Source organism: Streptomyces rhizosphaerihabitans, from assembly GCF_025399795.1.
In the GTDB taxonomy this organism is placed as follows: Bacteria; Actinomycetota; Actinomycetes; order Streptomycetales; family Streptomycetaceae; genus Streptomyces; species Streptomyces rhizosphaerihabitans.
In genome coordinates, this window is sequence record NZ_JAODTZ010000028.1 from 117,412 (window position 1) to 129,790 (window position 12,379).

Annotated in this window: 10 protein-coding genes and 1 pseudogene; 10 read left to right on the top strand and 1 reads right to left on the bottom strand. The window is 68.8% G+C overall.

Annotation, left to right across the window (positions count from 1 at the left end; translation table 11 throughout):
• Positions 1 to 45 precede the first annotated feature (45 nt).
• From N4G66_RS26185 to N4G66_RS26215, 7 genes and pseudogenes are all read left to right on the top strand, one after another.
• On the top strand, positions 46 to 408 hold the full coding sequence (locus N4G66_RS26185; protein ID WP_261706652.1) for a hypothetical protein: 363 nt from the start codon (positions 46 to 48) through the stop codon (positions 406 to 408).
• Positions 409 to 667: 259 nt separating this feature from the next.
• Entirely contained in the window at positions 668 to 958 is a 291-nt protein-coding gene (locus N4G66_RS26190) for a DUF3349 domain-containing protein (protein WP_261706653.1), read from the top strand.
• A gap of 110 nt (positions 959 to 1,068) precedes the next feature.
• Positions 1,069 to 1,479, top strand: a complete 411-nt coding sequence (locus N4G66_RS26195) for a DUF7919 family protein (RefSeq protein WP_261706654.1) — start codon at positions 1,069 to 1,071, stop codon at positions 1,477 to 1,479.
• Between the two features lie 280 nt (positions 1,480 to 1,759).
• Positions 1,760 to 2,122 carry a hypothetical protein gene (locus N4G66_RS26200; protein ID WP_261706655.1) on the top strand — a complete coding sequence of 121 codons (363 nt, stop codon included), beginning with the start codon at positions 1,760 to 1,762 and terminating at the stop codon, positions 2,120 to 2,122.
• A 73-nt stretch (positions 2,123 to 2,195) separates the two neighbouring features.
• Positions 2,196 to 2,524, top strand: a pseudogene (locus N4G66_RS26205) (IS982 family transposase); the annotation flags it as partial.
• 317 nt (positions 2,525 to 2,841) lie between these two features.
• Positions 2,842 to 4,056: an IS110 family transposase gene (locus N4G66_RS26210; RefSeq protein WP_261706657.1), complete on the top strand. Its 1,215-nt coding sequence runs from the start codon at positions 2,842 to 2,844 to the stop codon at positions 4,054 to 4,056.
• A 202-nt stretch (positions 4,057 to 4,258) separates the two neighbouring features.
• Positions 4,259 to 4,483, top strand: a complete 225-nt coding sequence (locus tag N4G66_RS26215; RefSeq protein WP_261706658.1) for a hypothetical protein — start codon at positions 4,259 to 4,261, stop codon at positions 4,481 to 4,483.
• An 823-nt stretch (positions 4,484 to 5,306) separates the two neighbouring features.
• Here N4G66_RS26215 and N4G66_RS26220 read toward each other — a convergent pair.
• Positions 5,307 to 8,009 (bottom strand): hypothetical protein, encoded by a 2,703-nt coding sequence (locus N4G66_RS26220; protein ID WP_261706659.1) that lies wholly within the window; start codon positions 8,007 to 8,009, stop codon positions 5,307 to 5,309.
• A gap of 169 nt (positions 8,010 to 8,178) precedes the next feature.
• Between N4G66_RS26220 and N4G66_RS26225 the strand changes: the two genes are divergently transcribed.
• The 3 genes from N4G66_RS26225 to N4G66_RS26235 all read left to right on the top strand — a co-directional run.
• Complete coding sequence (locus N4G66_RS26225; RefSeq protein ID WP_261706660.1) at positions 8,179 to 9,558, top strand: hypothetical protein; 1,380 nt, start codon at positions 8,179 to 8,181, stop codon at positions 9,556 to 9,558.
• Positions 9,559 to 9,772: 214 nt separating this feature from the next.
• Positions 9,773 to 10,804: a hypothetical protein gene (locus N4G66_RS26230; protein WP_261706661.1), complete on the top strand. Its 1,032-nt coding sequence runs from the start codon at positions 9,773 to 9,775 to the stop codon at positions 10,802 to 10,804.
• A 1,367-nt stretch (positions 10,805 to 12,171) separates the two neighbouring features.
• The coding region (locus N4G66_RS26235; RefSeq protein ID WP_261706664.1) for a S1 RNA-binding domain-containing protein at positions 12,172 to 12,379 on the top strand (208 nt) is incomplete at its 3' end.

Here is a 12,379-nt window from a genome sequence, read left to right on the forward strand (position 1 = left end):
CTGCGGCAGACCGGGTCCCCCGTATACCTCAGAAAGGTCTCCTGAATGCTCCGCCCCTACGACGAACACCATCGTGAGGCGCTCTTCGCGCAACTGCACCTTCCGGTGACGGAGCGGACCTGCCCGGTCTGCGGCCATGTCGGGCTGCGCAACTATCACCACGAGGAGTACGGCCGGACCGATCCGTCATGGATCAACTACCTGTGGTGCGGCAATTGCCACGCCTACTCGTCGTCGTTCACGAACGCCCGCCGCGAGATGGTCGAAAACGACCCTCTCCTCGCGGAATACGGCGACCGGATCTCTGAGGTCTTCAACGACCCCGAACGACTGCTCAAGATCCTCGACGGCTACTGGAAAGCCGGCAGCCTCCCCCAAGTGGTCTCCCGGCGCCCCCGCGGACGCTGACGGCTGGCGGCGATCCTTTCCTGGTGGTGCTGTCCGACGCTCCGCACCCGCCGGGACACGCATGCTGTGCGTGCCGGCGGGAGCGAAGCTCGGCGAGCGTGAGGTGCCGGCCGCGATGCTGGAGGCCGATGCCGAACCGGTGCGTGAGCTCCGGGTGGACCGGTCCCGATGAAGCGGGCATGGTTTCAAACCTGCTGGGGCAGGTCCGGGTCGTCCCCGACGTTATTGCCCATCCGCCGAGTTCCCGGAAGGGGTAATGATGTTGGAGGACAACCCTGAGTTGGCGGAGGTCGTGCGATCACTCGTCGAGGTCTTTCCCGACGGGGTGGACGACGATGACTACCACCCCCTCCTGGTGATCCTTTCCGACGTGCTGTCGGAGAGGAATCTGGGAGTGGCCGTGCACGCGGCCTTCGGCCTGGATCCACATGTCGCCCGAAACGAGGCGGCCGATGCCCGCACAGGCAACAAGCCTTCACGACGAGGGATCGAGGACCTGCGAAGCCGCATGACGGCAAAGGGCTGGTCCATCGTCGAAGACGAGAACTGACGTGACAACGTACCGAGCGGTCCAGCACCGAGGTGACCCGGCCGGGCGCCGCGCCGAACGCGGCCACGCGGCTTCGCCGCGGCGCCCGGCGGCCTCACCCGAGAAGCGACATGACCTACTACGCGGATTTCTCGCTCTACGACTTCATCGAATACGAAGAGCCCGAGGGCCTCACCATCGGCTGGCTGGAGGACGGCTTCGACTACAACATCGACGAGGTCTCCGAGGAAGACCTCGCGGACATCATCGATCTCGGTTCACTGCGACAGCACAGGAGCAGGGGCTGGCACGCGTGCACGCTGTGCCAGGAGTACACCGAGCACTCGGCGACCTCCGCGCGGGCGAATGTCGACTACCGCCTGGGCCACGCCGAGATCAGGGCCGTCTCGGACGACGGGGTGCTCTACGTCGCCCCGAACCTGATCATCCACTACATCGTCGACCACCTCTACGGACCGCCTGTCGAGTTCATCGATGCCGTGCGGTCCGAGGTCCGAAGGCGCTGGCCCGACGGGAAATGACGTAGTGCCACCGGAGGCCGGCTCAGCAGATGCTCCACGAGACCTGCCGTCAGAAACGCACGCGGTTTCTCGGCGACACGGGAACCGAGGAGACGCCGAGGTACTTCGGTCGGACGATGTGGCGCGAGATCTCCGGCAGCGGCTGACACCTGGCCGGACCGCCACGTGACTCCGCGTCAGTGCGCTGAATCGCCGCCGGGTCGGCCGCGGTGGGATCACCTCCCACCGCGGCCGACCCGCTCGACGGCCGCCCCGAATTTTCCAGAGAGGTCCCAGTCCCATGCCCCGCCCCTACGACCAGCAGCATCGTGAGGCGCTCGGCGCCCAACTGCACCTTCCCGTGACCGAGCGCACCTGTCCGATCTGCGGCCATGTCACCATGCGCCTGTACCTCCGCGAGAAGCTGGGCCGGACCGAACCCGCGTGGATCACCTACCTCTGGTGCGGCAACTGCCACGCCTACTCGTCGTCCTTCGTCGGCGCCGGCCGCAAGATGGTGGAGAGCGACCCTCTCCTCGACGAATACGGCGACCGCGTCCCAGAGATCTTCCGCGACCCCGAGCGCCTGCTCAAGATTCTCGACGGCTACTGGAAGGCCGGCGACCTCCCCCAGGTGATCTCCCGGCGCCCTCGCGGACGCTGACGGCTGACGGCAATCCCTTCCTGGTGGTCCTGTCCGATGCTCCGCACGCGCCGGGATGCCAATGCTGTGAGTGCTGACGGGTGCGAAGCTCGGTGAGCGCGAGGTACCCACCGCGATGCTGGAGGTCGATGCCGATCTGATGTGCGAGCGACCGGCCTCCTGCTGATCAGTGACAAGGGCTCTGCCTCAAAGGGCTTCAAGCTGTCACTGTCCGAACAGGGCATCACGCTGCTGCGCCCGTCGGGGAAGAAGGAGATCCTGCGGCCGGACGAGCCGATGCTCAGCATCCGCCATCTGTTCGAGTCGGTCAGCGACACCCTCAAAGGCCGATTAGACCGAGAACAACACGACGGGCACGCCGTAGAGAGCGTCGCCGTCCGCGTTACCCAGCGCATGCTGGCCCCGGCCGAGCCCGTGCCGCTCACACCACCGCCCGCAGTCACCGGCGGAGCCCCCCGTTATCTTTTTCGCGGTCCTGCAATGGGGCCGCTGGCCTCCGGGCCCGGTATGACTGTGTCCCCTCTGTCGGACGGATGACCTGGGGGGGTGGTGTCGCCGGGTCCGTGGGGTGCCGTCGGAGACGCTGATGAGAGACCCGGCCACCGCCCGGTCCGGCGCAATGCCGGGCAGAGAAGCGGGCGGCAGGTCTGCATAACGTGGATGCGCGAGCACGGTGCCATTGCCGAGGCCGGCACGGTCAACGACCTGGAAAGGGTGCGATGTTCGACATCGAGGGCGTGGGCGTCTTCCTCGGGATGGACGTCGGCAAGACCGCCCATCACGGTCACGGGCTCACGCCGGCCGGGAAGAAGGTCTTCGACAAGCCGATGCCCAACAGCGAGCCGAAGCTGCGGGCCGTGTTCGACAAACTCAAGGCCAAGTTCGGCACCGTCCTGGTGATCGTGGACCAGCCCGCCTCGATCGGGGCTCTGCCACTGACCGTGGCCCGCGACGCCGGCTGCGAGGTCGCCTACCTGCCCGGACTCGCGATGCGGCGGATCGCTGATCTGTATCCGGGCGAGGCGAAAACGGACGCCAAGGACGCGGCGGTGATCGCGGACGCGGCCCGGACGATGCCCCACACCCTGCGTTCGCTGGAGCTGACCGACGAGATCACCGCTGAGCTCACGGTGCTGACCGGGTTCGACCAGGACCTCGCGGCCGAGGCCACCCGCACCAGCAACCGGATACGCGGTCTGCTGACTCAGTTCCACCCCAGCCTCGAGCGCGTGCTCGGACCCCGGCTGGACCACCCGGCCGTCACCTGGCTCCTCGAGCGATACGGATCCCCGGCCGCACTGCGGAAAGCCGGCCGCCGCAGACTTGTCGAACTGATCCGCCCGAAAGCACCGCGGATGGCCGCGCGGCTGATCGACGACGTCTTCGACGCCCTCGACGAACAGACCGTCGTGGTCCCGGGAACCGGCACCCTCGACATCGTGATCCCGTCCCTGGCGGCCTCCCTCGCCGCGGTCCACGAACAGCGCAGGGCACTGGAGGCCCAGATCAACAACCTGCTGGAGGCCCACCCTCTTCACCAGGTCCTGACCTCGATGCCGGGAGTCGGGGTCAGGACCGCCGCAGTCCTGCTGGTCACCGTCGGAGACGGCACCGGCTTTCCCAGTGCCGCCCACCTCGCCTCCTATGCCGGTCTCGCCCCCACGACAAAGTCGTCGGGGACCTCGATCCACGGCGAACACGCGCCCAGAGGTGGAAACCGGCAGCTCAAACGCGCGATGTTCCTCTCCGCCTTCGCCTGCATGAACGCCGACCCGGCCTCCCGCATCTACTACGACCGGCAAAGAGCCCGCGGCAAGACGCCCACCCAGGCACTCCTCCGCCTCGCCCGGCAACGCATCAGCGTCCTGTTCGCCATGCTCCGCGACGGCACCTTCTACGAGTCCAGAACCCCCGCCATCCCCCTCACCGCATGACCATCACAAATACCCGCATACCCGGCACCACACCCTTGACGAAGGACATAGAGACACCCCCCCCGCACTGCGCCTCCCGCGCTTCGGCGCCGCCAGCCGCGAAACCGAAACCCGGCTGGAGCGGCTGCGGGAACCCCTGCCGCACAGCAAACGCCTGACCCTGATCGGCGCCTACCACTACAGCGGCCGCGCCACGACCACGATGGTGCTCGGGTCCCTGCTCGCCACGGTACGCCGCGAACCGGTCCTGGCCCTCGACGGATCCGCCTCCGAAGGAGCGCTGGACCTCACCCACCGCAACCCGGCCGTCGTACGCGACCTGGCGGCACTGCCGCCCCCACCGTCGTACGAGAAGATCCGCGCTCGAACCACCCGCCTGCCGTTCGCCTCGGCAATCGATGGCGCCGTCTTCTTTCTCTCTCCGTAGCCCTGCGTCAAGCGCTCGATCGCGTCATTCTGCATGCCGTAACTGGCCTCTTCACGCTACTTGCCGAGAGCGTCCTTGAACCGAATCGTGTACGGGTGCGGGCAGCGGGTCGGCCTGGAACATCCGCATTCCTTGAAGAGCGGCCCCATCCCACGATCGAGCTGTCGAGCCACGTATCAACCCTTCCAGGCAGGCGCAGGGCGCGGCAGCAGGTCCCTGCCGCGATGCAGCTCAGCAAGCCGGACACCGTCCGGCCTGAAGCTGACCATTTGCTGACCCGGAGTCGGAAATCAGGTCTCTGACCTGGGGAAACGCCCAAATGCTAGATCTTGGACTTGAACATGGTGCGCAGCATCGGACTACTCCCGCAAAATTAGGCTCCCTGCCTGCGTTTTTTGCAGGTCAAGGGCTGTTTCCATACCCTACAACCGGTCGTCTGTCCGGTCGACATTCCCCGGGCTTTCAGGACTCGCGCCGACCAGATGCTGACGTTCCTGACAGAGTGCCAGCCTCGCTCGGTGCATCCGGATCGCGGTCCACCATCCGGGCCACCGCTTGCGAACGACCTCGATCAGCGTACGCAACGGACCCCGAAGATCCCTGTGACTGCCGCCACAGCGGGAACGATCACTCGATCGGCGGGTTGAACAGGAGCCCCGACCCCACGGCGCGCAACATGGTCACCATTCGCCGGTCGGCCACCCCGTTGATTCCTGCGCCTGACGGGGAGCGATTTCAGCGGGCCCTGGCATGAAGATTTCCTGATCGCGGTTCAGCCGACGGCCGAGGAAGTCGTCGCGCCTCAAGTCCACCCCGTGCGCGGTTACTTCGCGGTGCGGCGGATCCGGCGTTCGAGGTCGGTCAGCGGCTCGAGTACGTTGACGGGCTCGGGGGGCGTGCTGATGCGCACCGAGCCGTTCAGTTCCGCTACGTTGGCGAAGTCGCGGTAGTCGAAGGTGTGGTGCGGATTCAGTCGGTACCCGATGGACGACGTCGTGTAGTAGGCCACCCGCTCGGGATGGAAGTACGTCTCCAGACCGTCGCGCACCATGCGCGCACCTGGATTGCGGGCGTCGTTGCACAGCCACTGGAAGTAGTTCGCGGTGAGATGGCCAGGAACGCGCGGGAGCCGGGAACCGTGGTCGTCCTGCGTGACCCAGCCCGCCTCGACCGCCGGCCGGAGGACCTCCGGGTCGTCGAACTTGGCGATGCAGACCGCGAGATGATGCGGCAGCCGGCCCTGATAGTGGCCGCCGAACTCTTCGACCCTGCTGTAGAGGGAGTTCAGGGTGGAGAAGAAGGAGGCCAGGTCGGGCGCCACCGCTTCGGCGTCACCGAGCTGGTCGTAGAGGTAGATCAGGCCCTGGGATCGCGCCAGTTGGTCGACGGCGCCGGAATCCGCCTCGCGGTACTTCTCGCCGGGCGCGTCCTGGACCTCCAGCAGGAAGCGGGCTTCCCGGAAGCCTTTGCGTCTTCCCGTGAGCGGCTCCAGGCCCCGGAACCGCCAGCCCATGCTCTTGAGGTCCAAAGTGGCCTCCGGGAATACGCGCTCGACCGCCAGCTTCCTCACACCGTCGTTGAGGAACGTGTTGGCCTCCGCGGTCGTGCCGCTGATCAGCCAAGTGCCCTTGCCGTGTCGCTGGTGCTGCATCGCGGCAATGGGCAGAGCGGAAAGGTAGGTCGTCTTCCCGGAGCGCGGAGGGCCCCACAGCGCGATCCGTGCGCGGTCGGCGGCCGGGCCGTCCGCCTGGTCCGCGGAGAGGGACTCGGAGGGTCCCTGGTCATGCGTGGAGTCGATGAGGGTGATGCCGGAGGCACCGGGAGGACGCGGAGCCCTGCTGTTGTCCAGACCGCGGGGCACGGGAGCCGGCCTCGGCCTCGGCCCGTCGGCCACGGTGCGGGAGACGGGCTCCGGTTCCGGGTCGGGGCGTGCGTCGCTGCGAAGGCCCGGGTGTTCGAGAAGGTTGCCGAGCGCGGCGACCAGACGGCCGCGCGCCTTCTCCTTCTCCGCCCCCGCCCGGCTTCCGGGCGCGTCCTGGGCAGCCCCCAGGACGTGAGCGGCCTGGAGCACCTGCGTGCATTGTTCGTGGAAGGCCAGGGTGGCCTCGGTCATGGGGCCGTCGCACGCCGAAGCTACCAGCGCGGTGCAGCGGTTGACGACGACCCGCAAGTTGTCGCCGAGCACGCCGTCGAAGCGCGGGTCGGCGCAGCGTGCGCCGATGTGCCGCAGATGCTCCCCGTGCCGCTCGAGGTCGGCGGCCAGTGTCGCGGGAAGGTCCGCGGTCGTCTCGTCGGGTGCGCTGGAACGCGCCGCCTGCCGGCCCGGGTCCGACGTCCGGCTTTCGTGGTGCGGTACGGCGACGAGCTGGAAGGCCTCGCAGGCACCCGCGGCCAGGCGCAGGAACCACCGTTGTTCTTCCGGTTCGGCACGCCGTGTGAGGAACATCAGCGCGCAGGCCTGCAGGGCCAGGAGGTACTGGGGGTGCCAGTCGGGGTGGGCGTAACGGCGGGCGCGGCGCCAGGAGTCGGGGGCGGAGCGCAGGAGCCGGAGGGTGGAGAGCAACCCGGCCGGCAGAAGGCTCTCCCCGGGATCGGTGGTGTCCTCGTCCTGGTCCAGCAGGATTTCCGTCAGTTCGGTGCGTGCCCCCTGGCCCAGCTCGGGGAGGTAGTCGCAGATCAGGCACAGCATCAAGTGCACGAGGTCGCGCAGGAGCAGTCCGCTGTCCGTGAAGCGTGACAGGTCGACGAGACGGAAGGAGTCGGGGGCCGGCGCGGGCTGGACGGCGACCATGATGTTGCCGGGGTGCAGGTCGTAGTGGGCACGGCCCAGGGCCACCGTGGGTGGTTTCAGACCGGCCAGCGGGGAGGGGTCGGCGAACGGTGTGGGGTTGGGCAGCGGGCGGGGCCATCCGGGCAGCTCGACGGTTGTGTTGTGCAGGTCGGAACCGAGGAACTGTCCGGTGGCGCGCGCCAGGTGACTGCCGGGGTCGGCCCGGTGGCCCAGGGCCTGCCGGAGGAAGGACTGCGCCGCCATGTCGTGATCGGCCCGCGGGTCGGGGTTCCACTCCGAGAGAAGGGCGTCCGTGACGGCGGCGGCCACCTGTGCTTTGTCCGCGCCGCGCTGGACCGTGGCGAGCGGGACGAGGGGGTGCCGGGCGCGTTCGTCGAGGGCGACCTCGAGGAACATCAGCCAGGTGCCACCGACCCGGAGAGGGGGATACACCTGGGGGATCAGGCGCCGTTCGGGAAAGGTGAAGGTGCGCGCGCCCCGGTGGAAGGCCGGGCCCGAGTGCCATGCCTCTTCGAGATCGCGGGGTTCGTCGTCGGCGCCCTCGTCGTCGGCGCAGAGCTTGAGCAGAAGTTTTTGCTGCGGGTGGGCTTGGTCGCCTTCGTGGTAGAAGAACGCGAGGCGTGCTCCGCTCCCACCGTCGGGCAACGCTTCGGCGAAGGTCACTTTGCGTCGATTGTTCTGCCACCGCTGCAGTTCGGCCGCGGCTTCGGCGCCGAAATACGTCAACCCGCTCATTGCCCCAGTCTCTCCGAACAGGGTTCATATCGCTGCCGGTTGTGGTGCCATGCCTGCAAAAGATGAGTACCTGGGGGTTGTGGGGATGGCGTGGACGGGGGCGGTGCGCCGCGTTCAGCGTGCGGCCGCGCGGGGCAGGCCCATCAGCGGGAGTGCTCTTCAGGAGGCAGTGGCCGACCATGAGGGGAACGCGGGGCCGTTGCGCATCCAGGGCGCGCGGGTGGCCGGGGCGGTGGATCTCTCGCACCGCCGGCTGGAGTTCGGTCTGGAATTCGTCGAGTGCCGGTTCTCCGGCCCACTCGATCTGCGGGGGCTGCAGGTGGCTTCGCTCGATCTGAGCGGATCGAGTGTTCCCGCGATGCTGGGGGACAACCTCGCCGTGGAGGGGGACATCCTGCTGTCGGGCTGCGCCATCGGCACGGCACCGGGCGAACCCGTGGCGCTGAGCGCGGAGACGACGGTGGTGCGCGACGGTGTGCTGGGGTCGCATCGGGTGACCGAGCCGTCCGCCGAGGCACCGCTGCGGCTGGCGGACGCCCGCGTCACCGGCAGTCTCGTGGCGGAGGAACTGCGGCTGTATTCCGGCGGTTTGTGGTCCCTGTTCGCTCCGCGTCTGCAGGTCGACGGCGCGGTGCGGGGACGCGAGGTGAAGGCCACCGGTGCGGTGTATCTGCGCGATGCCAAGGTGGCGCACGCGGTCTACTTCAACGGGGCGCACGTGGGCGGTATCGACGCCACCGGCCTGTCGTGCGGCCGCGGGTTCTACGCCGACTGGGGTTTTCGCTCCCGCGGTCAGATCCTGCTGCGGGGGGCCGCGGTCGAATCGGTGGTGACGTTCCACGATGCCACGCTGGAGGGGCCGCGCGCGGATCTGGTCCTCAACAGGCTGACGACACCGCGGCTGCGTCTCGACCTGCGGAGCGTTCCGCCAGGTCGTGTGGTACTGCGGGACGCGCAGGTGGGAGCGCTGGTCGACGACTCCCCCACCTGGCCGACGGCGGGCAGGCTGGACATCGAGGGACTCGTCTACCGGCGTCTGGGCTCCGTGGCACCGTTGTCGGTACAGGACCGGCTGTCCTGGCTCGCCCTGGACGAGGAGGCCGGGGTGAGTGTCTTCGAGCAACTGGCCGCCTCGTACCAGACAGCCGGCGACGAGCGCGCCGCCAGAGCGGTCCGGCATGCGCGTGAACGGCATCTGCGGCGCGGGGACAGGTTCACCGGAAGGGTCTGGGGGGCTGTCCAGGACGCCTTGTTCGGCTACGGATACGCCCCGAGACGGGCCCTGTTGTGGCTGCTGGCCCTCGTGGCGGCCGGTTCGGGCTGGTTCTCCGCGCATGTGCCGGCCCCGGTGGGCGGCTCCGGCCAGCGGGCCTTCGACCCGGTGCTGTACTGCCTCGATCTGCTGATCCCGGTCGTTTCCCTGGGTTACCGGTCGGCCTTCGACCCCGTGGGCTGGAACAAGGTGGTCGCCTTGTTCCTGATCGTGTCCGGGTGGCTGCTGGCCACCGCGGTCGTCTCCGGTGCGAGCCGGGCGCTCGGTCGCGGGTGACAGGGGGCGCACACGGCCTTGCGGGACGCTCCGTTGTGCGCCTTTCATGCTGCCATGCGCCCTCACCTTTCTCCCTGTCCCGGGGCGCAACCGATCGAACTCGCGGCAGCGTTGTGAGTGCCATGGGCACCAGGTGGCGCCTGCGGGACACTGGTGGACGAGCAGTTGAGCCTTTTCGGGCTGAAGCGGGCACCCGAACGGACCAGAGGTACGGATGAGCGAGAGCGACGACGAGTACTGGGTCGACCTGTTCCAGGGCGACGACCTGCTGGGGGGCGCGTTCTTCGTCACCCGCCACTATGCGATGACACTCACCGACTGTGTCGCCCCGCTCGAATCGGGCGCCCGCATCGAGCTGCGCATGGTCGACGAGCGCAGCGACGGCCTCCTCCACGGTGAGATCGTCGACGTCCGGCCGGAAGCCGGTCTCGCGCTGATCTCCGTCATCGCCCACCCGGGCCGGTGCATCCCCATCCCGCGCATGGACCACGTGACCAAGGGGGACGACTGGCGCGCGCCGTACCTGCCTCCCCGTGTGAGGCGACAGCTGCGGGGCACCGTCGACGACATCGTGCACGACCACCCGCAGGACGGTCCGTGCCGCATCGCCATTCATCTCGCCGCCGACGCGCCGGTGCGCAACCACGCCGCCTACGGCGGAGGACCGGTCGAACGGATCACCGGCGAAGAGGAACCGTCCCCTCTCGTCGGCGTGCTGATGTCACCCGCCTCGCCGCTTTTCTCCCACAGCGCGCCCCACGACGTGGTCGCCACGTCCATCGACAGCGCGATGCAGACCTTCCCCGGCCTGTCCGCCATGGAGCTGGCCACCAGTCTGATCACCGGTGAGGCCGCTTCGTGCCGTCAGGACACCGCCTTGGTCCCGGCCCACGGTGCCCCCCTGCCGCAGCCGTCACGGGAGAGCGTGTCCGAGACGGCCGTACACGCCGGAGCGCACCTTTCACCCCCGCCGGAACACGGCGAAAGGGATTCCGGCACCTCCGTGCTGGAGATATCACCCACGGCGGATCCCTCCGCGTGGTCACCGGACGAGATCAGAGATCCGGTGCTGCACGCGCTGTGCACCCAAGCGGAGGACTATCTGCGCTTTCTCGACTACCTGGGCGACTCCAACCTCGTCGACCCGCTCGACCTGACCGCTTTCCGCGTACGGCTGGTGGGCGACCTCACGAACGCACTGCGCGCGCTGCAGGCACCCGTTGACGGCGAAGGGGGTGAAGCGTGATCAATTCATACGAGGACGCCGTGGCCCGGGCCGAAGAGATCCTGCGGGAGACCCGCCGCGCGCGCGTGCCCGACTCCCTGAAGACGTTCACCGACCGATGCGCAGCAGGGGAAGTACCCGTATCCGGTACGAACCTCGCGTCCGTTCTGAGACTGGCGTGGCTCCTCTACCAGATGGGACTGCCCACCGCTTCCCACTCCCTGGTGCGGCGTCTGGTCTCCGATCCCCCGCGGGGCTACCCGCCCGGCGGGGACCCGAACCGCTGCGCGGTGCTCCTCACGTGCCTCGGCCGCCCCCATGAGGCACAGCGTCTGCTGGCCGGTCGGCACGGCCCGGACGCCGCGCACGAGGCCACCGGATCGGGCGCAGGAGGCGGTGCGGCCACCGGCCCACACACAGTCCCGGCGAGCACGCCACACGGCGCCGCGGTGGATCCCGCCGAGACGGATCCACCGCACTGGGCCGCCGCACACGCCATGGCCAACCTCGCCGCCCTCAGCGCCGGCACCCAGCAGCCGCAACAGGCCGAGGACTGGCTGGCTCATGCCGAACAGCTTCTGAACACCGCAGGTGGTACGCCACCGATCGGGATCCGTCAGCTCCTGGCCGGCGTACGCGTCGCTCTCGCCCGCAGGCAGCCATCGGGGCCCCTGCGGGACACCGCCACGGCCGAGTTCAACAGCACGTCACTGGCAGCCATCGCCGTACTGAGCCCCCGCGACCCACAGGGCTATCTCCTCGTGGCCCAGCTCGCCCTGACCGCGATCGAGAGCGCCCGCGACCAGGGCGCCGACGATCGGCTCGAACACGCGGCGGGCGTGCTGGAGGCAGCGAGCCAGCGTCTGTCCGCCATACTCGGCGCCGACCACCCGCGGGCCCTGGTGGTGCAGGGCAAACTCGCCGCGGTCCACGTCGAGTGCGCGCGAGCGGCCCGGTCGTCCCTGCGACTGCGCAAGGCCACGACGCATCTGGCCTTCGTCAGCAACCGTCTCAATCGCCACCTGGACGTGCGCCACCCCCAGGCACTCGCCGCGGCCGGCAACCTCGCCGTCGCCCGGCTCGAATGCGCACGAGGCGACCAGGCGTACGTCGACGACCTCCTCCAGGACCTCTATCTGCAATGGCGCAGCCTGGCCACGCTGGTGGGGGACGGCCACCCGGTGGTACGGCTGGTCCAGGCGTCCTACCAGGTCTGCCGGACGCTGACGGACCGGTCCGCGGCAGGCCGGTCCGCTCCTGCCTCGCCTGCCGACCGGGCCCACCCCACAGGCGCCGCGCACATCGCCGGCTCGACCCTTCCGCTCTGGGAGGCCTCCCCTCCCACCCGCACCGTCCGGGCCACCTCCGGCTCCACCGCCGCCACCCAGCTGCAACAGGCCGTCAGCGTGGCACCGCGGATCGCGGTCAACGACATCGGTGACGAGGAGGCCTTCGTCGCCGCGATCGACGAGACGATCAAGTACTTCAACGACGGCGACATCGTCGAGGGCACCATCGTGAAGGTCGACCGGGACGAGGTCCTGCTCGACATCGGTTACAAGACCGAAGGTGTCATCCCGAGCCGCGAGCTCTCGG

What these genes read in the sequence shown, in the direction of transcription:
- N4G66_RS26185 (WP_261706652.1), top strand. Translation starts at nt 46, where the DNA reads ATGCTCCGCCCCTACGACGAACACCATCGTGAGGCGCTCTTCGCGCAA.
- N4G66_RS26190 (WP_261706653.1), top strand. Translation starts at nt 668, where the DNA reads ATGTTGGAGGACAACCCTGAGTTGGCGGAGGTCGTGCGATCACTCGTC.
- N4G66_RS26195 (WP_261706654.1), top strand. Translation starts at nt 1,069, where the DNA reads ATGACCTACTACGCGGATTTCTCGCTCTACGACTTCATCGAATACGAA.
- N4G66_RS26200 (WP_261706655.1), top strand. Translation starts at nt 1,760, where the DNA reads ATGCCCCGCCCCTACGACCAGCAGCATCGTGAGGCGCTCGGCGCCCAA.
- N4G66_RS26210 (WP_261706657.1), top strand. Translation starts at nt 2,842, where the DNA reads ATGTTCGACATCGAGGGCGTGGGCGTCTTCCTCGGGATGGACGTCGGC.
- N4G66_RS26215 (WP_261706658.1), top strand. Translation starts at nt 4,259, where the DNA reads ATGGTGCTCGGGTCCCTGCTCGCCACGGTACGCCGCGAACCGGTCCTG.
- N4G66_RS26220 (WP_261706659.1), bottom strand. Translation starts at nt 8,009, where the DNA reads ATGAGCGGGTTGACGTATTTCGGCGCCGAAGCCGCGGCCGAACTGCAG.
- N4G66_RS26230 (WP_261706661.1), top strand. Translation starts at nt 9,773, where the DNA reads ATGAGCGAGAGCGACGACGAGTACTGGGTCGACCTGTTCCAGGGCGAC.